This window comes from Nitratireductor sp. J20-h4 (assembly GCF_056780505.1).
This window is the reverse complement of the sequence record NZ_CM165557.1, coordinates 3,882,705-3,907,624: the sequence shown is the minus strand read 5'-3', so window position 1 is coordinate 3,907,624 and position 24,920 is coordinate 3,882,705. Positions and strand designations below refer to the sequence as shown.

The following is a 24,920-nucleotide window of genomic DNA, read 5'->3' as shown; positions in this document are numbered from 1 at the left end:
CCGGAACAATCGGACGGCGACAAAAGGGCATTGGCGCGAAGGGCCTGATTGCCATTTCATGAATATCCAGCCGAAACAGCATGGTCCGCTGATTGTGTCCGGGCGCGACGTGACCGCCATTCTCGGACCGACCAATACCGGCAAGACCCATCTGGCCATCGAACGGATGGTCGCGCACGAAACCGGCGTGATCGGCCTGCCATTGCGGCTTCTGGCGCGCGAGGTCTACGGGCGTGTCGCCGAGAAGGTCGGCGTCGACAATGTCGCGCTGATTACCGGCGAGGAGAAGATCCAGCCGCCCGGCGCGCGTTTCTCGGTCTGTACGGTGGAGGCGATGCCGCGCGACACCGACGCCGCCTTCGTGGCGATCGACGAGGTGCAGCTCGCCGGCGATCTGGAGCGTGGCCATATCTTCACCGACCGTATCCTGCATCTTCGCGGCCGGCAGGAAACGCTGCTGCTCGGCGCGGCCACAATGCGCGGCATTCTGGAAAAGCTGCTCAAGGGCCTGTCGGTCGTCACCCGGCCGCGCATGTCGCATCTTGCCTATTCGGGCTCCAAGAAGATCACACGGCTGCCGCCGCGCACGGCAATCGTCGCCTTTTCCGCCGACGAGGTCTACGCGATCGCCGAGCTGATCCGTCGCCAGCGCGGCGGCGCGGCGGTGGTGCTCGGCGCGCTCAGCCCGCGCACGCGCAATGCCCAGGTCGCGCTCTACCAGTCGGGCGATGTCGACTATCTGGTCGCCACTGATGCAATCGGCATGGGGCTCAATCTCGATGTCGACCATGTCGCCTTCGCGCAGAACCGCAAATTCGACGGCTACCAGTACCGTCAGCTCACCGCCGCGGAGCTTGGCCAGATCGCCGGCCGCGCCGGCCGTCACATGCGCGACGGTACGTTCGGGGTCACCGGCCAGGTCGATCCGTTCGACGACGACCTCGTCGAAAAGATCGAGGCGCACGATTTCGAGCCGGTCCGGGTGCTGCAATGGCGCACCGCCGAGTTCGAGTTTTCCAGTCTCGACGCGTTGCGCCGGTCGATCGAGACCGCGGCGCCGGTCGAAGGGCTGACCCGGGCGCCGCCGGCGGTCGATCAGCAGGCGCTGGAGACGGTGATCCGGGATGCCGCCATCCGCGACCTGGCCACGACGCGCGAGCGGGTCGCGGCCTTGTGGGATGTGTGCGCGTTGCCGGACTATCGCCGGATCGCGCCGGCCCAGCATGCCGATCTGATCGGCGCCATCTATAGTGATATCGTGCGCCGCGGTCATGTCGACGAAAACTACATGGCCGAGCAGGTGCGCCGGGCCGATACGACCCAGGGCGAGATCGACGCGCTGTCGCAGCGGATCGCGCAGATCCGTACCTGGACCTTCGTTTCCCACCGTCCTGGCTGGCTTGCCGATCCGGCACACTGGCAGGAAAAAACGCGTGAGATCGAGGATCGGCTGTCCGATGCGTTACATGAGCGGTTGACGAAACGCTTCGTTGACCGCAGGACTTCCGTGCTTATGAAGCGGCTGAGAGAAAACACGATGCTTGACGCTGAAATCAATCCGTCCGGACAGGTCCTTGTGGAGGGCCATCATGTCGGCGAATTGCAGGGATTCCGCTTCACCGCCGACCAGTCGGCCGGCGGCGAGGACGCGCGCGCGGTGAAGGCGGCCGCGCAAAAGGCGCTGGCGCAGGAATTCGAGGCCCGTGCCGAGCGCTTCGCGGCCACCGGCAACGGCGACCTTGCGCTCGGGTCCGACGGCGTCGTGCGCTGGATCGGCGCGCCGGTGGCCACGCTGGTGGCCGGCGAGGATATTCTGCGACCGCGCGCGGTGCTTCTGGCCGACGAGCAGGTGACCGGCCCGGCGCGCGACAAGATCGCGGCGCGCATCGAGCGTTTCGTCGCCTTCCAGATCGCCAGTCTGCTCAAGCCGCTGGTCGATTTGCGCGACGCCGAACAGCTTTCCGGCATCGCCCGCGGCATTGCGTTCCGGCTGGTTGAAAATCTCGGCCTGATCGCCCGCCGCGAGGTGGCCGACGAGGTGCGCGGGCTCGATCAGGAGGCGCGTGGCGCGCTTCGGCGGCTTGGCGTGCGCTTCGGCGCCTATCACATCTTCGTGCCGGCGCTGCTGAAGCCCGGCCCGGCCGGGCTGGTGACGCTGTTGTGGGCGCTGCCGAACGACGGCAAGGACAAGCCCGGTTTCGGCGATGTCGTCAACGGGCTCGCCACCGGGCGGACGTCGCTGGTCATCGAGCCGGGCTTCGAAAAGGAATTCTATCGCCTTGCGGGCTTTCGCCGACTCGGACGGCGGGCGGTGCGCATCGACATTCTCGAGCGGCTGGCCGATCTGATCCGCCCCGCGCTGGCATGGCGGCCGGGTACGGGCTCGCGCCCCGACGGGGGCTTCGACGGCAATGCCTTTGTGGTCACGCCGGCGATGATGTCGATCCTCGGCGCGACCGCGGAGGACATGGACGAGATTCTCAAGGGCCTTGGCTATCGCGGCGAGCCCAAGCCGGCCGAAGAGGTGAAAGCGCGGATCCACGCGCTCGATGCCGAAGCCGCAGCGAAGGCTTCCGCCGCAGCCCAGGCCGCCGCCGGGGCAACGGACGAGGGAGAGCCGGCTCCTGCTTCGGGCACGGGCACAACGGAAGCCGGCGCCGAAGCCGGTGACGGCCGGACGGAAACGGCAACGGAAGGCGCCGCGCCGCAGGCGGACCCGCTCAGCGCAAACGACACGGATCCCGTAGCTGGCGTCGAAACGCCGATGACCGCGGATGACGGCGCGGCGGAGGCCGAAGCGCCCGTTGCCGCGCCGGAGGCGTCGGAAACCACTGCCGACGAAACGCCGGCAGTGGTCGGGCATGATCCGGCAGAGAAGCAGTCTTCCGATCGTGTCAGGCCGGGCGAAGGGCAGACCGCAGCGGCCGTCGAAGCCGTCGACCAGACGAGCGCCGGGGACGGCGGCGCGGCACAGACGGAGGCGGACGCCGGGACGGGCGAACCGAAACTGGTGACGCTGTGGCGCCCCGGCCGCACGGGCGGCAACCGGAACCGCTCCGGCCGCGACGGCGCAGCGCGCAAACATCGTCACGCGGCGGGCGAGGGAGACGGCAGACAGCGCTTCAACAAGCATGCCAAAGGCGACCAGGCCCAGGGCGGGCGCGCCAAGAGCGGTGGCGATGGCGACGGGGCCGGCAAACCAGGCCGCAAGGGCGGCGGCAATCGGCGCGGAGGCGGCAAGGACAAGCCGCATTTCACGCCCCGGCGCGACGACAAACGGGATCGCATCGATCCCGATTCTCCGTTTGCCAAGCTGGCCGCGCTCAAGGAGCAGCTCAAGAAGTAGACCATGGCCGGGCCCGAGCGCCAACGCATCGACAAATGGCTGTTCTACGCCCGCGTGGCCAAGTCGCGTTCCCTGGCGGCCAGACTGGTGCAGGCGGGCGGTGTCAGGGTCAATCGCGAAAAGATCACCCAGGCCGCCTACCAGGTGCGCGCCGACGATGTGCTGACCATTGCGCGTGCCCGCGACATTCTGGTCTACCGCATCCTCGACACCGGCATGCGGCGCGGCCCGGCCACGGAAGCGCGCGCGCTGTACGAGGACCTGACGCCGAAGCCGGTGGCGAGCGAGAAGCCCGTCGTGGCCGGTCTCCGCGACGCCGGCGCAGGCCGCCCGACCAAGAAGGAACGCCGCGCGATGGACAAATGGCGCGGCGAACCCTAACGCCCCAGCGGTCGGCGCAAAACCATTCCGCGCAGTCCCGGATTGACGACAAGGCGCCTCTTGCACGGCTATTGCAAAGGCGCTACCTCACCGGCAAACGTTGCAGGCCGCATGCTCCCGGAGTGCCTTCATGACCTATGTCGTCATCGACAATTGCATCAAGTGCAAATACATGGACTGTATCGAGGTCTGTCCGGTCGATTGCTTTTACGAAGGCGAGAACATGCTCGTCATCCATCCCGACGAGTGCATCGACTGTGGCGTGTGCGAACCTGAATGCCCCGCCGACGCGATCAAGCCGGACACCGAGCCGGGCCTTGATTCATGGCTGAAGGTCAATGCCGACTACGCCGAGAAATGGCCGAACATTACCGCCAAGAAGGAGCCGCCGGCCGACGGCAAGGACTTCGACGGCGTCGACAATAAATTCGAGAAGTATTTTTCTCCGGAGCCCGGAGAGGGCGATTAGGCATCCGTCAGCCGGGCCGACGAATTTGCCGACTGAACGTTTCGCGACCTTAAGCATAAGGCCGCGAAGGCGTTCGCTGTTGCGGCAAGTTGTTGATTCTTTCGCATAATTGTGATAGAAGTGATCATCCTATAGGCGTTACCTCGTCTTTTGATGGCGCAAAAACCTTAATCATCGAAAGGTGCTTACAGTTTCCGGTCCGAGGCGACTTGGCCAGGTTCACCGCCTGCGCGCCGGTCGCTGCCCGTTTGCCGGAAACAGTTCGTTTTGCGTCCCTGCCAGGGTTTCGGACGGCATTTCGTCGTTCGGGACAGGAATCCGGCACAAAAGCCGGAGCCGCAAACAAGGAGTTTAGGGCGTATGGCATCCCAGCAGAAGAAAAGCGCAAGCCGCCAGGGCTTCAAGACCGCGGAATTCATCGTCTACCCCGCGCACGGCGTGGGACAGATTGTCGCGATCGAGGAGCAGGAGGTTGCCGGACACAAGCTGGAACTGTTCGTGATCGACTTTCAGAAGGACAAGATGCGGCTGAAAGTGCCGGTCGCCAAGGCGACCTCCGTGGGCATGCGCAAACTCGCTGAAACCGATTATGTCGAACGTGCGCTGAAGGTCGTGCAGGGCCGCGCCCGCGTCAAGCGCACCATGTGGTCGCGCCGCGCGCAGGAATACGACGCCAAGATCAATTCGGGCGATCTGATCTCGATTTCGGAAGTGGTGCGCGACCTTTATCGTGCCGAGAACCAGCCGGAACAGTCCTATTCGGAACGCCAGCTCTACGAGGCCGCGCTTGACCGCATGGCGCGCGAAATCGCCGCCGTCAACAAGATGTCGGAGACGGAGTCGGTCCGCCTGATCGAGGCCAATCTGGCCAAGGGTCCGCGTCGCGGCGCCAAGGCCGACAATGAAGATTCCGAGCAGGAAGAAGCCGCGTAAGCTCTCTTCCGTCAGCATTTGCGAGAAAGCCCGGTCGACTTCCGACCGGGCTTTTTTATTGCGCCAGATTGCCGGCGCTTGCCGATCTTCGCCCCGAGGGGCATGTCGAAGACGGTCGTGCAAGACCGGATCGGTCTCGAGACGCAGCCAGCGGCGGCCGAGTTGGTGTCAATCATCCGGTGGATAATGCCGCAGCGGTATCGCTGGGAGACCGCACGCCACGGTGGCAATCAGTCCGGGACGCGCCACAAACCGGCACCGTCGCCCCGATGAAAAAACCCCGCCGAAGATCGGCGGGGTTTTTCGAGCCTCTGGGCCCGGGACGCGCCCGGGCCTTCGGTTGGACAGGATCCTGGCCGATGCCGGGATCAGAGATAGTCGTACTTGCCGTCCTTCCACTCGTAGAAGACGTAGCCGGGCAGCGTCACGTCGCCGGTCTCGTTGAACTCCAGCTCACCAAGGACGGTATTGAACTTGCCGTCGTTGAGCGCCTTGACCACCGGTTCGAAATCGGTCGAGCCGCCCGTCTTGACCGCGTCGGCCCAGGCCTGGATCGCGGCGTAGGTGTAAAGCACATAACCTTCCGGCTCGATGCCCTTGGCGCGGAACTTCTCGACCAGCGGAGCTGCGTCGGGGTTCTTGCGCGGATCCGGCGAGAAGGTCATCAGCGTGCCCTCACCGGCGTCGCCGGTAATGGCCCAATACTCGTCGGTGACGAGCGCGTCGCCGGAAACCAGGATGGTGTCCATGCCCTGTTCGCGCATCTGGCGCGCCATCAGGCCAGCTTCGGTGTGATAGCCGCCGACATAAAGCACGCCGACGCCTTCCTGCTTCAGCTTCGAGACCAGCGCGGTGTAGTCCTTTTCACCGGCGGTGTAGGCCTCGTAGAGGGCCGGCTTGCCGCCCGCCTTCTCGTAGGCCGACATGGTGGCGTCCGCGAGACCCTTGCCATAGGCGGTCTTGTCGTGGACGAAGGCAACCTTCTTGTCGGCGAAGTTTTCGGCCAGATAGGCGCCGGCGACATCGCCCTGCTGATCGTCGCGGCCGCAGACGCGGAACACGCCTTCGCCCGGACGCTCGTCGGTGAATTTCGGATTGGTCGAGGCCGGCGAAATCTGCACGATGCCCTCATCGGCATAGACCGACGAGGCCGGGATCGACGACCCCGAGCAGAAATGCCCGGCCACGAAGACAACGCCCGAGCCGGCAAACTGGTTGGCGACAGCCACGGCCTGCTTGGGATCGCATGCGTCGTCGCCGATCTCCAGCTTCAGCATTTCGCCATTGACGCCACCGGCGGCGTTGATGTCTTCCACGGCCTGTTCGGCGCCGGCCTTCATCTGTGCGCCGAAAGACGCGTACTGTCCGGTCATCGGGCCGGCTGTCGCGATTACGATGTCCGCATACGCTGCGGTCGACATTGCGAAGGTCAGCGCAACGCTCGCCAATAATGCCTTTTTCATGGTGACTCCCTTAAACACCTGACAATTGGAAAAACCGGCGGCGATGGTGTTTTTTCTCCGGTCCGGTTGCATGCGGGGTTCCCTTCCCGCCTCTCGACATAAAAGCCCAATTTCGCGGGGAAATAAAGGCTTTCTGCCGCGCCTGGTCGGCGGTTTGACCGCCATGTCCCGGCTTCACCGCTGCTTCCATCCGAACGGGCCGGAGCGCAGAAAGGCGAAACTGTATTGTGTCGACATCTGATAGGCGCGGGTGATGCGCATGCCGGCAAAGGCGATCGCCAGAAGTACGATCAGGTCGACGACGAAATATTGCAGGGACAGCAGGGTCCCGTTGAACAGGGCGAAATGGATGAACCGTGTCGCCGCCGTCAAAAGCAGGACATAAAAGGCAAGCTGCGCCTTCGGCAGCCAGCTGCGCGCAGCGGCGCGTCCGGTCAGAAAGGCCGCGGCGCCCGCTAGCAGCACGGTGACGAACAGGAACTCCCAAAACGTCACTTCCCAAAGCAGCGAATTCTCGTTTTCCATAGCGCGTTCCAAGCCTCCGCAGCGATCGAGAGTAGGGCGGTTTCGCTCCGCGAAAACGAGAACGCCGCCCTCTCGCCTGGTTTTCGTTACCGTTTCGGAACGAGACGCGGCTTCCGTCTTCTCCGAACCGTCCGGGCAGGGATGCCGACTGGATAAGCCGGCGGCATTGCCCGTGATTATGCCGACGTTGCGACCGGCTCCGATATCCGTATGGCGCCCGTCGGCGAAACATGCGGGTTTGCGTGCCGGAACATTAGTGCCGCCCGCCTTCGAGATAGGCGGCGCGAACCTCCTCGCGCTTGAGCAGATCCGTGCCCGACCCGCTCATGGTGATCTTGCCGTTGACCATGACATAGCCGCGATGCGCCAGCTTGAGCGCGTGAAAGGCATTCTGCTCGACCAGGAAGACGGTGAGACCGTCGCGCTTGTTAAGCTCGCCGATCACCTCGAATATCTGCTTGACGATCAGCGGGGCGAGGCCGAGCGAGGGCTCGTCCAGCAGAAGCAGCTTCGGCCGACCCATCAGCGCCCGGGCGATCGCCAGCATCTGCTGTTCGCCGCCCGACAAGGTGCCGCCACGCTGCGAGGCGCGTTCCTTGAGGCGAGGGAACAAGGTGAAGATGCGTTCCAGGTCGCCGTCGAAATGTTCGTCGTCGACGAGCAGCGCGCCCATCTGGAGATTTTCCATCACCGTCATGCGCGGGAAAATCCGCCGGCCCTCGGGCGACTGGGCGATGCCACGGCGCATGATCTCGTGGGTGGGAGCCTGGGTAATGTCGTCGCCGTCATAGACGATCTCGCCGGTGCGCGCCTGCGGACTGCCGCAAATCGTCATCATCAGCGTCGACTTGCCGGCTCCGTTGGCGCCGATCAGCGTGACGATCTCGCCGGCAAACACATCAACGTCGACACCGCGCAAGGCGATGATCTTGCCGTAATAGGTTTCGACATTGCGGATGCGCAACAGGGGTTGCCCGGCCTCACTCATGGCTTGCCTCCCTTGCTGCCCGCACGGGGTTTTCGCGCCTTGCTTGTGGGGACTTCGCCTTTGTCGACACGTTTGGAAAAGGCGGTTGCGCGGCCCTTGGCCAGCGTCTTGGCCTGTTTTACCCATTCCTCGCGCTGGATGCGGCCGGGAAAGGCGAGCCAGGCGCCGACCCAGTCGACCTGTGGCGCCTTCCAGGCCGCGATCTGGGAAAAGTGCCAGATGCCGAGCGCGTTGAGCTTCTTTTCATTGGCCGGGCCGATACCCTTGATGCGGGTGAGATTGTCGGCGCCGTCCGGACCGGGTTTCCTGGTGCCGTGCGGTTGGCGGCCTGGAAAATCGGCGGCGTTCTTGATCTTGATTTCGCTGGCAGCCGGCGCCTCCGCCTTTTTGGCGGCCGGCTTGCCGGCGCTCGCCTTGGCGGACGGCCGTGTCCTTTTTGGCTTGGCTTTGGGCTTTTCGGCCGCGGCCAGTTCCTCGGCCTCCTCGACCACTTCTTCCAAATCGTGCCGGATCTCCGGCACGTCGATCTCGGCCTCGTCGTCGACGCCCAGATAGGCGGCGATGACACGCGGATCGCTTTTGACATGCAGCGCGTCGCCGTCCGAGATCTTCACGCCATAGTCGAGAACGATGACATGGTCGGAAATCTCCATCACCACGCCCATGTCGTGCTCGATCAGCAGGATCGAGGTCCCGTGGGTCTCGCGGATGAATTTGAGAAGCTCGTTGAGTTCGTGCGATTCGCGCGGATTAAGACCGGCGGCGGGTTCGTCGAGGCACAAAAGCAGCGGTTCGGTGCACATCGCGCGGGCGATTTCCAGCCGGCGCTGGGCGCCATAGGGCAGGTCGGCGGCCGGGTCGTCGGCGCGGTCGGTCAGATGCACCTGCTCCAGCCAGTATCTGGCCTTTTCGATCGCCTGCTTTTCCGCCTTCTTGTAGCCGGGAACGCCCACAATGCCGCCAATGGTAAAAAGCGAGGCGATCATCAGCGGGTTGTGCTGGGCCACCAGCAGGTTTTCCAGCGCGGTCATGCCACCGAAGAGGCGGATGTTCTGGAAGGTGCGGGCGACTTTGGCGCGCTGCGAGATCTCGAAGTCGGGCATGCGCTCGAGCAGGTAGACGCTGCCCTGCTGCGATTCCTTGTAACGCCGGTCGGAGCGCGTGACCTCCTCGATCGCGCTGGCCTGCAGTCCGGCGCCGTGCCGCATCGCGGTGCGGCCCTCGGTGGGTTTGTAGAAACCGGTGACGCAGTTGAACACCGTCGTCTTGCCGGCGCCGTTGGGGCCGATCAGCGCGGTGATGTCGCCGCGGCCGACATTGAAGGACAGATCGTTGATCGCAACCAGGCCGCCGAAGCGCATGGTCAGATGTTCGACGGACAGGATCGGGGTCTGGTCCCAGCTCGCCAAGCCAGCGCCGCCGTTTTCGTTTTGCACCACGGAACCCATCAGTGACCTTCACCCTGTGCGACCATGTCGGCGCCGATGCGCTTCTTTTCCTTCAGTACCGCCGTCGGCTCACGGGTGGTGATGAGGCCGCGCGGCCGCCACACCATGATCAGCACCATGGCAAGGCCGAAGATCAGCATGCGGTACTGGGTCGGGTCGAATCCGTCGCCGAAGACGTGTTGCAGAAAGCCGAGATTGCGCAGCATCTCGATGCCGCCGATCATGACGATGGAGGCGATGACGACGCCGATCTGCGATCCGAGGCCGCCAAGCACGACGATGGCGAGGATGATCGCCGATTCCAGAAAGGTGAAGCTCTCCGGGGAAATGAAGCCCTGGCGGGTGGCGAAAAAGGAGCCGGCGAAGCCGCCGAACATGGCTCCGATCGAGAAAGCCGTCAGCTTGGTGTTGGTGGTGTTGATGCCGAGCGAGCGGCAGGCGATCTCGTCCTCGCGCAGGGCTTCCCAGGCGCGTCCGACGGGCAGCCTGCGCAGCCGGATGGTGACCAGGTTGGTTACGATCGCCAGCACGAAGATGATGTAATAGAGATAGATGAAGCGGTGGATGCTGTCGTAGGGAATACCGAAGAAATCGGCGAACCCGCCCTCGCCGCGCGAAAATTCGAGACCGAGAAGTGTCGGCCGCGGAATGCCGGAAATGCCGTCGGGGCCGTTGGTGAAATCATACCAGTTGAGTAGCACGACGCGGATGATCTCGCCGAAGGCGAGCGTGACGATGGCGAGATAGTCGCCGCGCAGGCGAAGCACCGGAAAGCCCAGGATCACGCCCCAGAAGGCGGCCAGAAGACCGGCCAGCGGCAGGGCCATCCAGAAGCCGAAACCGAAATTCTGAGCCAGCAGGGCGAAGGAATAGGCGCCGACCGCATAAAAGGCGACATAACCCAAATCCAGCAGCCCGGCGAGGCCGACGACGATGTTCAGACCCCAGCCGAGCATGATGTAGGTCATGATCAGAATGGCGAGATCGATATATTGCCGGTCCTTGTTGGGGAAGAAATAGGTGAAGAAGAACGGCAGCACGATCGCGAACACCAGCAGGCCCCGGGCGAGCCATTTGCCGAGGCCGGCGAAGCTGCTTCCGGCTCCCGAAAACAGGTCCGAAAACCGGGTGGTGACGGGCCTTGATGTCTTGAACACGAACAGGTTGAGCAGCAGGCGGCCGGCGAACACGATCGCCACGGCGGAAAACAGCAGGCCCCAGCGAAAGCTCAGCGCAAGCCCGCCCGGCGCGATGTCGGTGCGCACGCCGAGAAAGAAGAAACCGAGCGCGAAGACCATGAGGGCTGCAATCGCGGCATCGCGCAGTGATTTGGCGAGGCGGTCGTCGTCTCTGGCGGACGCGAGCGGCGCAGTACGGGCCGCCATCAGACCTTCTCCACTTCCGGCTTGCCGAGCAGGCCCGAAGGCATGAAGATCAACACGATGGCGAGGATCGAGAAGGCGGCGACGTCCTTGTATTCGACCGTGAAGTAGCCGGACCAGAAGACCTCGATCAGCCCGATCGCCAGGCCGCCGAGCATGGCGCCGGGCAGCGAGCCGATACCCCCGAGCACGGCGGCGGTGAACGCCTTAACCCCGGCCAGAAAGCCGATATAAAAGTCGATCACCCCGTATAGCAGCAAAAACATCAGGCCGGCGACGGCCGCCAGCGCGGCGCCCATGACGAAGGTCAGCGAGATGGTGCGATCGACATTGACGCCAAGCAGCGCCGCCATCTTGCGATCCTGTTCGCAGGCCCGCTGGGCGCGCCCCAGCGAGGTGCGCGAGATCAAGAGCGTGAAGCCGATCATCAGGACCAGCGTCGTGAAGATGATGATCATCTGCATATAGGAGAGCTGGACGAGGATCGTGCCGTTTTCGGTCGATCCCTCCATCAGCGTAACACCGCCCTGAATCTGCGGTGGCAGCGGCTTGACGCGCGCGCCCTGGGTGACCTGGACGAAATTCTGCAGCACGATCGACATGCCGATGGCGGTGATCAGCGGGGCGAGCCGGAACGAGCCGCGCAACGGCCGGTAGGCGAACCGCTCGACCGTCCAGCCCCAGGCGGACGTGAACAGCATGGCGATGATCAGCACGATCAGCAGAACCACCGGCAGAAAGACGAAGCCGAACACCGATGTCAGGATCAAAAACGTCGCCAGGGCGATGAAGGATCCGACCATGAAGATATCGCCATGGGCGAAATTGATCATGCCGATGATCCCGTAGACCATCGTATAGCCGATCGCGATCAGGCCGTAGATTGATCCGAGAGTCAGCCCATTAATGAGCTGCTGAACGAAATATTCGAGCATGCCTGCGGCTCCCCCCGCGGAATGTCGCCAGGACCGGCGCACCCCTTATTGTATTTCCCCTAGTCGTAGCCCTTCAAAACGGGATTGCAACGACAAAATTGCGCGCCGCAGCCGCACCGAAGGCCCCGCCCGTCCCTTTTTTCGAGGGGTTCGGGCGCTTGGACCAGCGCGGAAGCTAGCACTGGGCCAGCGCAATGTCCTTGCCTAATATTCCCGTTTTGCGGGTAGTTTTGGTTAAGTCTTGCATAAACCTACGGACATTTGCGCGTTTCGTGCATGGCTTTGAGGCGCTTCATTTCGGCTGAAGTGGCCCGTACAGGCCGCTTAACGCACGACGAATCCATGCGCGAACGGGTCGCGATCATCGATGAAGATGGTGTTGTAGCCGGTCATGCGCGCCCAGCCGCCGACCGAGGGAATGATGGCGGGCTGAGCGGCGAGCGTGGTCTCGTCTTCGACGCGGCCGCGGAACAGCGAGCCGATGATCGATTGATGCACGAAATCGTCGCCGGGCCGCAGTCTGCCCCGGGCGGCGAGTTGCGCCATGCGCGCCGAGGTACCGGTGCCGCAGGGAGAGCGGTCGATGGCCTTGTCGCCGTAAAAGACCGCGTTGCGGGCATCGGCGCCGTCGACGGTCGGCGCGCCGGTCCACAAAATATGCGACAGGCCGTTGATCGAGGGGTCTTGCGGGTGTTCGAACCGGTGCGCCTGGTTCAGCCGCTCGCGCAGAACGGGGCTCCAGGCGATCAACTGGTTGGCGGAAAAATCGGCCATGTCGCGATAGTTTCGCTGCGGATCGACGATGGCGTAGAAATTGCCGCCATAGGCGACGTCGACGGTCAGCGGCCCCAGCTCCGGGCAGTCGACGGCGAGATCGCGCGCATGCAGATACGAGGCGACGTTGGTGATGCGCACTTCCTCGACGCGGCCGTCCCTTTCCTCATAGGTGGCGACAACGCGTCCCGCCGGCGTGTCGAGACGCAACACGCCCGGCGTCTCGGGGCGCACCAGCCCGTTTTCGATCGCGAAGGTGACGGTGCCGATGGTGCCGTGGCCGCACATGGGCAGGCAGCCCGAGGTCTCGATGAAAAGAATGCCGATGTCGCAATCCTCGCGTGTCGGCGGGTAGAGGATCGAGCCGGACATCATGTCGTGGCCGCGTGGTTCGAACATCAGCCCGGTCCGGATCCAGTCGAACTCGGCCAGGAAATGCGCCCGCCTTTCCATCATGGTCGCGCCGTTGAGAAGCGGGCCGCCGCCGGCAACGAGCCGCACCGGATTGCCGCATGTATGTCCGTCGATGCAGTGGAAGGAATGGCGGGCCATGGTCGCGCTTTCGTCTAGAACCGCTGTGGGCTGAAGGGAGCAAGGTCGATCGTTGGCGTCTCTCCGGAAACCAGATCGCGGATCAGGCGCCCGGTCGCCGCGGCCTGGGTAAGGCCGAGATGGCCGTGGCCGAAAGCATAATAGACGTTTTCTGCATTACGCGCCCGTCCGATGACAGGCAGCGAGTCGGGCAGGGAAGGGCGGTAGCCCATCCATTCGCGGCCGCCGCCGGTTTGAAGCGCGGGCATGAAACGACGGGCTTTTTCAAGCATCGCCCTGGCGCGGCGGTAGTCGGGCGGCCGCTTCAGTCCGCCGAGTTCGACCGCGCCGCCGACACGGATTCCGGTTTCAAGCGGAGTGACGACAAAGCCGTGCGCGGAAAAAATGAGCTGGCGCCTGAGATCGAAGGCGTCGGCCGGCAGGGTGGTGTTGTAGCCACGCTCGGTTTCGAGCGGCACGACGTCGCCGAAGGCGCGGGTAAGGCGATGCGACCAGGCACCGGCGGCGACAACCAGGTCGCGCGCCAACAGGGTGCGCCCCTCGCGCAGCTGGATCGCAACGTGTTTTTCGGCCGGGGTCACGACCACCACCTCGCCGCGCGTCCAGATGGCGCCATCGGCTTCGGCCTTGCGCCAGATCGCCTTGCCGAGATGCTGGGGATCAGACACCGTCTTCCAGCCCGGGACGAAGGTGGCGCGGGAAAATTGCGGCGCCAGGCCAGGCTGCAGCGCCTCGATCCCGGCACGGTCGAGATGGCGAAACGCGATGTTGAAGCGCTCGCGCGCCGCCCAACCGCCGAGCGAGGCCTGAAATTCGGCGTCGCTTTGGTAAAGCTCGAGCGAGCCGTCCTCGCGCAGCATCGATTCAGTGCCGGTCCGGGCCATGAGCGCGGCCCATTCCGTCTCGGCCAGGCGCATCATCGCCGCCTGCGCGGCGAGCGCATTGCCGTAGCGCGCGGGACGCGAGGCGGCCAGAAAGCGCAAAAGCCACGGCAGCAGCCATGGCGCATAGGCGGGGGGAACCGATAGCGGGCCGAGCGGGTCGGCAAGCCATTTGGGTAGGTTGCGGATCACGCCCTTCTGGGCGAGCGGCAAAACGTCGGAAAAGGCGAGCGCGCCGGCATTGCCGGCACTGGTCTCCTCGCAGATGCCGGTGCGGTCGATAATCAGCGGCCTGCGGCCGGCCGCGGCCAGGGCCGCCGCTGCGCAAATGCCGATAATGCCGCCGCCAATCACGGCGACATCGACCGGGTTTTGCCACGCAGCAGCCATCGGAGCGGGCGCCAGGCCGGTCAGAGGGCCGGGATATCGGGCCGGACGGCGATCGCGTCGCGGACGATTTTCTCGACCTCGGCACGGCGGGCGCCGGCAAGCGGCTGCCGCGGCATGCGCACGCGGTCGTTGGAGTCGATCGCCAGCGCCTCGGCCAGTTTGAGGTTCTGGACCAGATAGGTCGAGACGTCGAGGTCGGCCAGCGGACGCAGCCAGCGATAGATCGCCAGCGCCTCGTCGCGGCGGCCCTGCCTCATCAGCTGGTAGATCGCCACCGACTCGCGCGGGAAGGCGACGACGATGCCGGCGACCCATCCGACGGCGCCGACGGCGAGCGCCTCGAAGACCAGGTTGTCGACGCCGGTGAATAGGTCGAATCGATCGCCGAATGCGTTGATGATCTCGGTCGAACGGCGGATGTCGTCGGAGGATTCCTTGACGGCGACGAAACGCTCATCGGCGGCCAGTTCGTGCATGACCGGTACCGTGACGTCGACGCGATAGGCGACCCGGTTGGAATAGATCATCACCGGCAGATCGCCGGCGGCCGCGACCGCCTTAAGCGCGTCGGCGGTCTCGCGCGGGTCGGTGTGGTAGATCGGGCTCGGCACCACCATCAGGCCGTCGGCGCCGGCCTTGGCGGCGGCCCTGGCCGTGGCGCAGGCCTCGCGGGTGCCGGGCTCGTTGACGGTCAAAAGGACGGGTTTGCCTGCGGCGGCCGTGCGAGCGGTCGCCAGCACTTCGAGCTTTTCGGCCATGGACAGCATCGGGCCCTCGCCCAGCGATCCGGCAACGATCAGCCCGTCGCAGCCGGCGTCCATCTGCAGGCCGAAGCAGCGTTCCATTTCGGCATGATCGAGGCGGTCATCCTCGGTGAATTTGGTTGTGACCGCGGGATAGACGCCTGCCCACATTTTCCTGACTCCTGATCTGATATATCTAAGATATATCTGCGGCCGCCTCGATTTGTCAAGCGGCGGCGCATGGCTATATATCAACAATATATCAAGGAGAGACTGGGTGAAGGACACAAAACCTGCCGCACCGGCCGCAGCGCGCGCCTATCACGCGCTCGAGCGGATGGTGGTGACGCTGGAGCTGGCGCCTGCCAGCGTGACGACCGAGGGCGGGCTGATCGAGCAGGTCGGTCTCGGACGCACCCCTGTGCGCGAGGCAATCCAGCGGCTCGCCTGGGAGGGGCTGCTCGAAATCCGCCCGCGGGCGGGCATCGCGATCGCCCCGCTTCACGCCGGCGACTGGCGCAAGGTGATCGATGCGCGGCGCGGCGTGGAGATCGTGCTGGCCCGTGAGGCGGCGCGTAATGTCGCCAATACCGCCAGCGAAGCGTTTCGCGCGGCCGCCATGGCGATGCAACGCGCGGTGATCTCCGGCAATGTGATCTTCTTTCTCGAGGCGGACAAGGCGCTCGACGAGGCGATGGCGCTGGCGGCGGAAAACCCGTTCGCCTCGCGCCTGGCGGCGCCGCTGCAGACGCATAGTCGCCGCTTCTGGTTTCGCTACAAGAGCGATACCGGCCTGACCGAGGCGGCCGAGCACCATGTCGGCCTGATCCGCGCCATTCTCAATCGCGACGAGGCGGGCGCGGCTGCCGAGGCCGGGCGCCTGATGGATCTTTTGCGCGCCCATGCCGGCGCGGCGGCGCGGCGTTAAGGCCGTTCTGCTTTTCACGGAATCGCAGACCGGCTCTAACTTATTGTTTTGACGCTTTTTTGAACGGCGAACCGGCTTCCACTTCGCCTGGAAACGCTCTAGGTCACATACCCATAAAGGGGATTCCCAAGAGGATGCGGTTGTGATTCCCTTCCTGCCATTGGCCGGAGGTGAACATGGCGCGTTTTGATCTGACGGATTTCGAGTGGTCGGTGATCCAGCCGCTGCTGCCGACGAAGGTGCGCGGGGTGCCGCGCGCGGATGACCGCAAGGTTCTGAACGGCATCTTCTGGCGGCTGCGCACGGGAGCGCCCTGGGCCGACATTCCGGCGCGCTACGGTCCGCACACGACCTGCGTCAATCGCTTCAACCGATGGCGCAAGGCGGGGCATTGGGCGCGTATTCTTGAAGCTGTGTCAGAGGCTTACGACGGCGACGTGCAGATGATCGACTCGTCCTCGATCCGGGTGCACCAGCACGCCGCCAACGGCCAAAAAAAGACGAACGATCCCGTTGCATGGGTCGCTCGCGCGGCGGCCTGACGACCAAGATACACGCGCTCGTTGACGCCGAGGGACGGCCGATCCGCCTCAAGCTGACCGAGGGCCAGGCGCACGACGGACGCTCGGCCGCCGACATGTTCGAAACGCTGGAGGCCGGGCACACCCTGCTCGCAGACCGCGCCGGGCCAGTCGCGCCATCCTCGCCCGTGCCAGCCAGCGCGCCACGGTCGAGCGCGCGAGACCCAGCCTGGCCGCGATCGCCGCCCCCGTCAGGCGCAGGTCGCGCCGCAGATGCAGGGCGAGCGCGACCAGGCGTTCGGGCAGACGCCCGGCCACGCGGGCGGGGGCACTTGCGCGGTTGGAGAGCGCCGCGCCCCCGCCCGCGCGGAACCGCGCCAACCACTTCCGAACGGTGCGGAGGGAAACGCCGAAGGCAGCGGCCACCTCGGCGGCCTTCTGTCCCGCGAGGACACGGGCCACGATCTGCTCTCGACTATAGACGGTCAGGCGGGCACCTTGGTGCGGGTTGTTCATCCTTCGGGATCCTCGGCTGGAGTTTGGCGATTGCAGCCTAACCCCGAACCGGGTGAACAACCTTTCGAGACTTCACACCTAGAGCCGCGCGTCTTCACAGGTCGGCAATACGACCGGTTCGGTCCGGCCCTGGCGGAGGCGGAAGGGGATTGGTGCGGCTGCCGACATCAATCCGGGTCTTGCCGGGCGCATGCCTTTGCGCAGCCTGCCTCCAGGACGCCGATCAGCGTCGCTCAAGTCCCCCCGGTCGCTTCGCCGGACTGCTCGGCCGGCCTGTCGACCATTTCCCAGGACGTGCCGGCCGCCATCAGGCACGAACGCCTGGTCGTGCCCGTGAGGATAAGGGTCCAGGTCCCGTCCCTGGAGGTGAACAACTCGAACAGCGCCCTGTCGCCGGCAAGGCCGAACCCGGCCCTGTATTCCTGATGGCGTTCATCGAGCCACTGCACGATCTCCTCGCGTGCGCCGCACGGGCCGCGTGGCATCACTTGCGCCCAACCAGGGATCGGAGTCGCCATCGTCGCGGCCATGATGATGGCCGCCGCACCAAAGGTTGCCTTGTACAACATCGCACTCTCCTTGCCGTAAGCTCCGGCGAGGAACGATGCGAACATTTCTAGGCCGAAGCGTTTAAGGCCGATCTCGACCTGTCCATGCGTTACGCGTGGTCATGTCAGGTCTGCTCCCGGGGGAGCGATTTGTTCTGTATTTGTCTTAGGATATGGTGGCTGCGACACGCGTGGGCAAGCATGTTTCGTGCTCGACACACGATCGTGTTCGCGGTCCCGCACCGCCAAGCGAGAACGGAACCCCCCGCTAGTATTTTAACAGGGGGCTCGGTGGTTTGAAGGCGCTGGATGGGCAGCGCCTTCACGATCGAAGCAGGGTGCGGCGATCAGTTCATCGTCGGGATGACGAATTCCGCGCCGTCCTTGACGCCGGACGGCCAGCGCGAGGTGACCGTCTTGGTCTTGGTGTAGAAGCGGAACGCGTCCGGGCCGTGCTGGTTCAGGTCGCCGAAGGCCGAGCCCTTCCAGCCGCCGAAGGTGTAATAGGCGATCGGGACGGGGATCGGCACGTTGACGCCGACCATGCCGACCTCGACGCGGGCGGCGAAATCGCGCGCCGCGTCGCCGTCGCGGGTGAAGATGGCGACGCCGTTGCCATATTCATGCTCGTTGGGCAGCTTCAGCGCCTCCTCGTAGGTGTTGGCGCGGACCACCGAGAGCACCGGACCGAAGATCTCTTCCTTGTAGATGCGCATGTCGGCGGTGACGTTGTCGAACAGGCAGCCGCCCATATAATAGCCGTCCTCGTAACCCTGCATGGTGAAGCCGCGGCCGTCGACGACGAGCTTGGCGCCTTCCTTGATGCCGAGATCGACATAACCCTTGACGCGCTCCAGCGCTTGCTTGGTGACCAGCGGGCCGAAATCGGCCGAGGCGTCGGTCGACGGGCCGACCTTGAGCCCCTCGACACGCGGGATGAGCCGTTCCACCAGGCGGTCGGCGGTCTCCTTGCCGACGGGCACGGCGACCGAGACCGCCATGCAGCGTTCGCCGGCCGATCCGTAACCGGCGCCAATCAGCGCGTCGACGGTCTGGTCCATGTCGGCGTCAGGCATGATGATCATGTGGTTCTTGGCGCCGCCGAAGCACTGGGCGCGCTTGCCGTTGGCGGTGGCGCGGCCGTAAATATACTGCGCGATCGGCGTCGAGCCGACGAAACCGACGGCCTTGATGTCGGGATCGTCGAGGATGGCGTCGACCACCTCCTTGTCGCCGTTGACGACGTTCAAAATGCCCTTCGGCAGGCCGGCCTCGATGAACAGTTCGGCAATGCGCATCGGCACGCCGGGGTCGCGCTCGGACGGCTTGAGGATGAAGGCGTTGCCGGCCGCGATCGCCGGACCGATCTTCCACAGCGGGATCATGGCGGGGAAGTTGAAGGGCGTGATGCCGGCAACGACGCCAAGCGGCTGGCGCATGGAATAGACATCGATGCCGGGACCGGCGCCGTCGGTGAACTCGCCCTTCATCATGTGCGGTGCGCCGATCGACACTTCCACGACCTCGAGGCCGCGCTGGATGTCGCCCTTGGCGTCGGGAATCGTCTTGCCGTGCTCGCGGGCGAGCAGTTCGGCCAAAGACTCCATTTCCTGCTGGACCAGATCGAGGAACTTCATCAGCACGCGCACGCGCCGCTGCGGGTTGGTGGCGGCCCAGGCCGGCTGCGCGGCCTTGGCGTTTTCGACCGCCTTGCGCAGGTCATCCTTGGAGCCGAGCGCGACCTTGCCGCGTACCGAGCCGTCCATGGGCTGCATCACGTCCTGGCTGCGGCCGCCCGTCGCGGCGACGTGCTCACCGCCGATAAAATGTCCGAGTTCCTGCATCGTTTCGCTCCCTTGGATCGGTTGTTGATGGCATTGTCCCGCTTCCCCTTGCGGAAAGCAACGCGAGCGTCGACGCAACCGTTGTGCGAAATTTGACGTACGGCGGCACGAGGTTCATTATTCCTTGCAAAGGATAGGGCCTGTGCGAGCAAGGCAATGAACTGGGACGACGTTCGGATCTTTCTGGCGGTTGCGCGCGCCGGCCAGATTCTGGGAGCCGCGCGCCGGCTCGGGCTCAACCATGCCACCGTTTCCCGGCGCATTGCCGCGCTCGAGGCCAGCCTGAAGACGCGCCTGTTCCGCCGCACCACTTCCGGCAGCGACATGACGGAAGCCGGCGAGCGGTTCCTTGCCGTGGCCGAGCGCATCGAGGCCGACATGATCGCGGCGCGGGCCGAGATTGCCGGCGAGGGCGACGAGATCGCCGGCACGGTCAGGGTCGGCGCGCCCGACGGCTTCGGTGTCGCCTTTCTGGCGCCGCGGCTCGGAGCGCTGACGGCGCGACACCCGGATCTGTCGGTTCAACTCGTGCCGGTGCCGCGTTCCTTTTCGCTGTCCCGGCGCGAGGCCGATATCGCGATCACCGTCGCACGGCCCAGCGAAGGCCGGCTGGTCGCGGCCAAGCTTGTCGACTACACGCTCGGCCTTTACGCCTCGCGCGACTATGTCGCGCAATACGGTATGCCGCAGATCCCGCAGCAGCTGGCCGCGCACAGGCTGGTAGGTTATGTCGCCGATCTCGCCATCAGCCCGAGCCTCGACTATGCCACGGAATTCTCGCCGGGCTGGCACGCGCGCTTCCAGATTTCCTCAGCGCTCGGCCAGGCGGAGGCGGTGCGCGCCGGAGCCGGCATCGGCATTTTGCATACCTTCATCGCCCGAAGCCACGCCGATCTGGTGCCGGTGCCGGCGGTGCCGCCGATCCGCCGGGCCTACTGGCTGGTCTATCACGAGACCGTCCGGCCGCTGAAACGAGTGCAGACGGTCTCGGCGTTTATCGGCGCGGAAGTCGAAAAAGCGCGGGCGCTGTTTGTCTGACGGTTGTCAGGCCGCCCCGGCGGTCTTCTGCTTTTCGAAACGCTTGCGCTCGTGCGGGTCGAGATAGAGCTTTCTCAACCGGATCGATTTCGGCGTCACCTCGACCAGTTCGTCGTTCTCGATCCAGGCCAGCGCACGCTCCAGCGTCATGCGCACCGGTGGTGTCAGCTTGACGGCATCGTCCTTGCCGGCGGCGCGCACATTGGTGAGCTTCTTGCCCTTGAGAACGTTGACCTCGAGGTCGTTGTCGCGGGAATGGATGCCGATGATCATGCCCTGATAGACCTTGACGCCCGGGTCGATGACCATCGGGCCGCGATCCTCGAGGTTCCACAGCGCATAAGCGACGGCCTCGCCCGGTTCGTTGGCGATCAGGACGCCGTTGGTGCGGCCGGCCAGTTCGCCCTTGTAGGGCTGGTATTCGTAAAATAGCCGGTTCATCACCGCGGTGCCGCGCGTGTCGGTCAAAAGCTCCGACTGATAGCCGATCAGGCCGCGGGTCGGTGCGTGGAAAACCAGCCGCTGGCGGTCGCCGCCCGAGGGCTTGAGCTCGACCATCTCGGCCTTGCGCTCCGACATTTTCTGCACGACGACGCCGGAATGCTCCTCGTCGACGTCGATCACGACCTCCTCGATCGGCTCGAGCAACTGCCCGCTCTCGTCCTGCTGCATGACGACACGCGGACGCGAGACAGCGAGCTCGAAACCCTCGCGGCGCATGGTCTCGATCAGCACGGCAAGCTGTAGTTCACCGCGGCCGGAGACGTAGAAGGAGTCCTTGTCGTTCGATTCCTCGATCTTCAGCGCGACATTGCCCTCGGCCTCGCGCAAAAGCCGGTCGCGGATGACGCGGCTCGTGACCTTGTCGCCCTCGGTGCCGGCGAGCGGGGAATCGTTGACGATGAAGGACATGGTCACGGTCGGCGGATCGATCGGCTGGGCCGGCATCGGCTCGCTGACCGACGGATCGCAGAACGTGTCGGCGACGGTGCCTTTCGACAGCCCGGCGATGGCGACGATGTCGCCGGCCTGGGCCTCCTCGATCGGCTGGCGCTCGAGGCCGCGAAAGGCGAGGATCTTCGATACGCGGCCGGTCTCCATCAGGGCGCCGTCGTGATGCAGGACCTTGACGGCCTGGTTCGGCTTCAGCGAGCCGGCCTCGATGCGTCCGGTGATGATGCGTCCGAGAAACGGATTGGCTTCCAGAATAGTGCCGATCATGCGGAACGGCCCTTCGGCAACTGTCGGTTCGGGGACGTGGCTCAAAACCAGGTCGAACAGCGGCGCGAGCCCGTCCTGCTTGGGTCCCTCGGGTTGTTCGGCCATCCAGCCGTCGCGGCCGGAGCCGTAGAGGATCGGGAAGTCAAGCTGCTCGTCATTGGCGTCGAGCGCGGCGAACAGATCGAATACCTCGTTGATCACCTCATCGGCGCGCGCGTCGGGTCGGTCGATCTTGTTGACGGCGACGATCGGGCGAAGACCGACCTTGAGCGCCTTGCCGACGACGAACTTGGTCTGCGGCATCGGCCCTTCGGCCGCATCGACCAGCACGATGGCGCCGTCGACCATCGACAGGATGCGTTCCACCTCGCCGCCGAAATCGGCATGGCCGGGCGTGTCGACGATGTTGATACGCGTCTCCTTCCACTCGACCGAGGTCGCCTTGGCGAGGATGGTGATGCCGCGTTCCTTCTCCAGGTCGTTGGAGTCCATCGCGCGTTCGCTGACGCGCTGGTGTTCGCGCAAGGCGCCGGATTGTTTCAGCAGCGCGTCGACCAACGTGGTCTTGCCATGGTCGACGTGCGCGATGATCGCGATATTGCGGATGTTCATGTGTCTCTCGGGGGCTTCGGGGACGCTTCCTTTTGCCGCGCCCGTTTCGGTGCGGCGCTCTTACAGGCTTTTTCGCATCTGCGAAAGGGGCTTCCCGCTCCAGCCGTTCCGTCTGGCGGCCAAATATCGCTCTCGTGGGAGATATCGAGAAATTTACGGAACATTTACGAATTTCGCGCGTCATGCGTTCATGAATAATCAACCACCCGTGCAAACCCGCCACACAAGGCGGAGCGTGGCCGTGACGACGGCGCTCGTCGTTGCGCTCGGCATACCGGGCATGCTGGCGGCCAGCCCGCCTTCGCCGCGCGACGGGGGCGATGTCGCGTTGGATTATCCCGGCGGGATGCCCGAGGAGATGGAGGCGTCGGTCGCCTGGGTCGATCCGGTCGTAACCGGGCCGGTGTCCGACGATTTCAGGCGCCGCCGCGCGGCGTTGGGCTGCGACGACGCGGTCTGGCCCGATATTCCAAAAGCCTGTTTCCCCGACTAAGCCACGCGCTCGTGGCGGCCGGAGACCCGAAAAGGCCGGGTTTTCGACGCGCGGCCCGTGCCCGGCTCTTCTACCGTCCTGGAAGGGGTGATCCTGTCTCAGGTGAAACAGGAGCCGGGCCTGCCGGTCCCATGATCATGCCGCGGCTGTCGCCGCGCGCAGCATCATCAGTTCGCCGATATTCTCCATCGTGACATAGCCGAGAAAACGCTCATCGCCATCGACGATCGCGACCGCCGGCGCACCGCTTTTCTGCAGCGCCTCGAGCGCAGCGTCGAGCCCGCCATCGTCGCGCAGGGACGGGATGTCGCGCACCATCGCCTCGATCGCCGGTGCGTCGCCGCCGCCGTCGCGCATGCCTTCGACAAGCCCGGCGCGGGTAAGCACGCCGCGCAGCCTGCCGCCGCCGTCCAGCACCGGAAATTCGTGCTGGGTGGTGCGCAACAACAGCTCGGCGGCATGCGACAAGGTCGCGGTCGGGCCCAGCGCCTCGTAAGAGGTGATCATGGCGTCGCGGATCGCCACCGAACGCGCTGCATCCTGCAGCCCGACGACCTGGGTCTCCGCGGTCGCGGCGAGATAAACGAAGATCGCGACAAAAATCAAAAGCGGATTGCCGCCGACAAGGCCGAGAAACCCGAACGCAAAGGCCGCGAACTGGCCGACCGTGCCGGCGATCTGGGTGGCGCGCACACGCGGATAGCGCGTGGCGAGCAGCGCCCGCAGCACCCGGCCGCCATCCATCGGAAAGGCGGGTATCAGGTTGAACAGGACAAGCACGACGTTGACCGCCGCCAGCCGGGCCACGAACCCGCCGGCGGGGTCCTCCATCGCCGCCAACGTGCCCGTATCGACGCGGGCGCCGAGAATCAGGAACAACACCGCCGCGATCACGACATTGACCAGCGGTCCGGCGAGTGCGACGACGATCTCTTCAGACGGTTTTTCGGGCATGCGCTCCAGTTCGGCGACGCCGCCGATCGGCAACAGCGTGATGCGCGGCGTGGCGATGCCATAGCGTCGGGCCGCGACCGCGTGGCCGAGCTCGTGCAGGACCACGCAGGCGAAGATCGCAACCACGAAGGCGATACCCTCCACGGCCGCGGCCGAGCCGCCATGCTGGAAATGCGCGATCCCGATCCACAAAAGCAGCAGGAAGAAGGTGAGGTGAATGCGAATCTCGCTGCCGGCCAACCGGCCGATGGGAAAGGACCATTGCATGGGGTGCTCCTGCGGTGGATGCGGCCCGACGGGACGCGTGTTCACTATAGACCGGATTTCACGTCCTGTGCGACAGTTGCGGCACGGTTCGCCGTCACGGCCCGGGGTGCGGGCGGGTGACGGGTGCGGAGCAAGAACGGCTGAACGGCATTGGCCGGAAGGGAGGCGCGGATGCAGAAACTTCAGTCGCAGGGCGTGCACCACATCACGCTGGTGGGTGCGGACCGGCAAACCTCGATCGACTTTTGGGAGGGCGTGCTCGGCATGCCGTTCGTTTTCGAACAGCCGAACCTCGACAGGGCGAGCGAGAGCCATCTCTATTTCGATCCGGGCGACGGCCGGCTGATCACCATCTTCACCGACGAAAGCCGCAAGCCCGACCCTGATCGCACGCCGACCGAGCCCGGCTGCGTCCACCACGTGGCCTTTTCCGTGTCGCGGGCGGTTTTCCTGCAGGCGGTGAGCCGGCTTGACGACCGCCGGATCGATCATAGCGGGGTCAAGGATCGCGGCTTCATGGACTCGATCTATTTCAAGGACCCGCTCGGGCTGTTGATCGAACTGGCCTGCTACCGGTTCGAGCCGCCGCAGGGTTTCTGCCATGCCGACGTGCTGATGGCCGCGCATGAAATCCGGGTCGCGCGCGGCGACTACAACATCGCCGCCGTGCATCTTGCCGACGCGATCGAGGCGCTGGTGGCGCGCGCCCGGCCGTCGCTGTCGGACGATCGCGCGCCCAAGGACCCCTATTCGCAGAGGCGGTAGGAC

The 24,920-nt window shown here is 65.0% G+C and carries 21 protein-coding genes and 2 pseudogenes; 9 read left to right on the top strand and 14 right to left on the bottom strand.

The window, feature by feature from the left end:
* The first annotated feature begins 58 nt into the window (after positions 1–58).
* The 4 genes from ACT2B0_RS18815 to ACT2B0_RS18800 all read left to right on the top strand — a co-directional run bounded on the left by ACT2B0_RS18815 (position 59) and on the right by ACT2B0_RS18800 (position 5,129).
* Complete coding sequence (locus ACT2B0_RS18815; RefSeq protein WP_473459848.1) at positions 59–3,346, top strand: helicase-related protein; 3,288 nt, start codon at positions 59–61, stop codon at positions 3,344–3,346.
* A 3-nt stretch (positions 3,347–3,349) separates the two neighbouring features.
* A complete protein-coding gene (locus ACT2B0_RS18810; protein WP_473459847.1) occupies positions 3,350–3,727 on the top strand; it encodes an RNA-binding S4 domain-containing protein in 378 nt (125 codons plus the stop codon).
* Positions 3,728–3,857: 130 nt separating this feature from the next.
* On the top strand, positions 3,858–4,196 hold the full coding sequence (fdxA, locus tag ACT2B0_RS18805) for a ferredoxin FdxA (RefSeq protein WP_348419396.1): 339 nt from the start codon (positions 3,858–3,860) through the stop codon (positions 4,194–4,196).
* 360 nt (positions 4,197–4,556) lie between these two features.
* A complete protein-coding gene (locus ACT2B0_RS18800; RefSeq protein ID WP_348419397.1) occupies positions 4,557–5,129 on the top strand; it encodes a CarD family transcriptional regulator in 573 nt (190 codons plus the stop codon).
* A gap of 368 nt (positions 5,130–5,497) precedes the next feature.
* On the opposite strand, the gene ACT2B0_RS18795 is transcribed toward ACT2B0_RS18800, so the two are convergent.
* The 9 genes from ACT2B0_RS18795 to ACT2B0_RS18755 form a co-directional block, all read right to left on the bottom strand.
* On the bottom strand, positions 5,498–6,592 hold the full coding sequence (locus ACT2B0_RS18795; RefSeq protein ID WP_473459846.1) for a branched-chain amino acid ABC transporter substrate-binding protein: 1,095 nt from the start codon (positions 6,590–6,592) through the stop codon (positions 5,498–5,500).
* 174 nt (positions 6,593–6,766) lie between these two features.
* Positions 6,767–7,117, bottom strand: a complete 351-nt coding sequence (locus ACT2B0_RS18790) for a DUF6867 family protein (RefSeq protein WP_348419400.1) — start codon at positions 7,115–7,117, stop codon at positions 6,767–6,769.
* 253 nt (positions 7,118–7,370) lie between these two features.
* On the bottom strand, positions 7,371–8,105 hold the full coding sequence (locus ACT2B0_RS18785) for an ABC transporter ATP-binding protein (protein WP_473459845.1): 735 nt from the start codon (positions 8,103–8,105) through the stop codon (positions 7,371–7,373).
* On the bottom strand, positions 8,102–9,466 hold the full coding sequence (locus ACT2B0_RS18780) for an ATP-binding cassette domain-containing protein (protein ID WP_473466099.1): 1,365 nt from the start codon (positions 9,464–9,466) through the stop codon (positions 8,102–8,104). Before ACT2B0_RS18780 ends, ACT2B0_RS18785 begins: the two co-directional genes overlap by 4 nt.
* A gap of 86 nt (positions 9,467–9,552) precedes the next feature.
* Positions 9,553–10,938: a high-affinity branched-chain amino acid ABC transporter permease LivM gene (gene livM, locus ACT2B0_RS18775; protein WP_473459844.1), complete on the bottom strand. Its 1,386-nt coding sequence runs from the start codon at positions 10,936–10,938 to the stop codon at positions 9,553–9,555.
* A complete protein-coding gene (locus tag ACT2B0_RS18770) occupies positions 10,938–11,870 on the bottom strand; it encodes an ABC transporter permease subunit (RefSeq protein WP_473459843.1) in 933 nt (310 codons plus the stop codon). Before ACT2B0_RS18770 ends, livM begins: the two co-directional genes overlap by 1 nt.
* Positions 11,871–12,194: 324 nt before the next feature.
* The gene (locus ACT2B0_RS18765) at positions 12,195–13,196 is read right to left on the bottom strand and encodes a 4-hydroxyproline epimerase (protein ID WP_348419404.1); all 1,002 of its coding nucleotides are present in this window, start codon (positions 13,194–13,196) and stop codon (positions 12,195–12,197) included.
* A gap of 14 nt (positions 13,197–13,210) precedes the next feature.
* A complete protein-coding gene (locus ACT2B0_RS18760) occupies positions 13,211–14,467 on the bottom strand; it encodes an NAD(P)/FAD-dependent oxidoreductase (RefSeq protein WP_473459842.1) in 1,257 nt (418 codons plus the stop codon).
* Between the two features lie 20 nt (positions 14,468–14,487).
* Positions 14,488–15,381 (bottom strand): dihydrodipicolinate synthase family protein, encoded by an 894-nt coding sequence (locus ACT2B0_RS18755; protein WP_473459841.1) that lies wholly within the window; start codon positions 15,379–15,381, stop codon positions 14,488–14,490.
* A gap of 166 nt (positions 15,382–15,547) precedes the next feature.
* Here ACT2B0_RS18755 and ACT2B0_RS18750 point away from each other — a divergent pair, with 166 nt between their 5' ends.
* Together ACT2B0_RS18750 and ACT2B0_RS18745 are read left to right on the top strand one after the other, a co-directional pair.
* Positions 15,548–16,138, top strand: coding sequence for a GntR family transcriptional regulator (locus ACT2B0_RS18750; protein WP_473466096.1), 591 nt, complete (start codon positions 15,548–15,550; stop codon positions 16,136–16,138).
* 170 nt (positions 16,139–16,308) lie between these two features.
* Positions 16,309–16,913: pseudogene (locus tag ACT2B0_RS18745) on the top strand (IS5 family transposase); the annotation flags it as partial.
* On the opposite strand, the pseudogene ACT2B0_RS18740 reads toward ACT2B0_RS18745, so the two are convergent.
* From ACT2B0_RS18740 to ACT2B0_RS18730, 3 genes and pseudogenes are all read right to left on the bottom strand, one after another.
* Positions 16,897–17,175 (bottom strand): annotated as a pseudogene (locus ACT2B0_RS18740) (leucine zipper domain-containing protein); the annotation flags it as partial. The pseudogenes ACT2B0_RS18745 and ACT2B0_RS18740 sit on opposite strands and share 17 nt — an antisense overlap.
* A 233-nt stretch (positions 17,176–17,408) precedes the next feature.
* Entirely contained in the window at positions 17,409–17,744 is a 336-nt protein-coding gene (locus ACT2B0_RS18735; RefSeq protein WP_473459840.1) for a hypothetical protein, read from the bottom strand.
* A 326-nt stretch (positions 17,745–18,070) separates the two neighbouring features.
* On the bottom strand, positions 18,071–19,567 hold the full coding sequence (locus ACT2B0_RS18730; protein ID WP_473459839.1) for a CoA-acylating methylmalonate-semialdehyde dehydrogenase: 1,497 nt from the start codon (positions 19,565–19,567) through the stop codon (positions 18,071–18,073).
* Between the two features lie 156 nt (positions 19,568–19,723).
* Here ACT2B0_RS18730 and ACT2B0_RS18725 point away from each other — a divergent pair, with 156 nt between their 5' ends.
* Positions 19,724–20,605, top strand: a complete 882-nt coding sequence (locus ACT2B0_RS18725; protein WP_473459838.1) for a LysR family transcriptional regulator — start codon at positions 19,724–19,726, stop codon at positions 20,603–20,605.
* Positions 20,606–20,611: 6 nt separating this feature from the next.
* On the opposite strand, the gene typA is transcribed toward ACT2B0_RS18725, so the two are convergent.
* Positions 20,612–22,438, bottom strand: a complete 1,827-nt coding sequence (typA, locus tag ACT2B0_RS18720; RefSeq protein WP_473459837.1) for a translational GTPase TypA — start codon at positions 22,436–22,438, stop codon at positions 20,612–20,614.
* On the opposite strand from typA, the gene ACT2B0_RS18715 reads away from it, so the two are divergent.
* Positions 22,413–22,931 carry a hypothetical protein gene (locus tag ACT2B0_RS18715; RefSeq protein WP_473459836.1) on the top strand — a complete coding sequence of 173 codons (519 nt, stop codon included), beginning with the start codon at positions 22,413–22,415 and terminating at the stop codon, positions 22,929–22,931. The genes typA and ACT2B0_RS18715 overlap by 26 nt on opposite strands.
* A 135-nt stretch (positions 22,932–23,066) precedes the next feature.
* Here the strand turns inward: ACT2B0_RS18715 and ACT2B0_RS18710 are convergent, their stop codons facing one another.
* Positions 23,067–24,152, bottom strand: coding sequence for a site-2 protease family protein (locus ACT2B0_RS18710; RefSeq protein ID WP_473459835.1), 1,086 nt, complete (start codon positions 24,150–24,152; stop codon positions 23,067–23,069).
* A 171-nt stretch (positions 24,153–24,323) separates the two neighbouring features.
* Between ACT2B0_RS18710 and ACT2B0_RS18705 the strand changes: the two genes are divergently transcribed.
* Complete coding sequence (locus tag ACT2B0_RS18705; RefSeq protein WP_473459834.1) at positions 24,324–24,917, top strand: VOC family protein; 594 nt, start codon at positions 24,324–24,326, stop codon at positions 24,915–24,917.
* Positions 24,918–24,920: the final 3 nt, after the last annotated feature.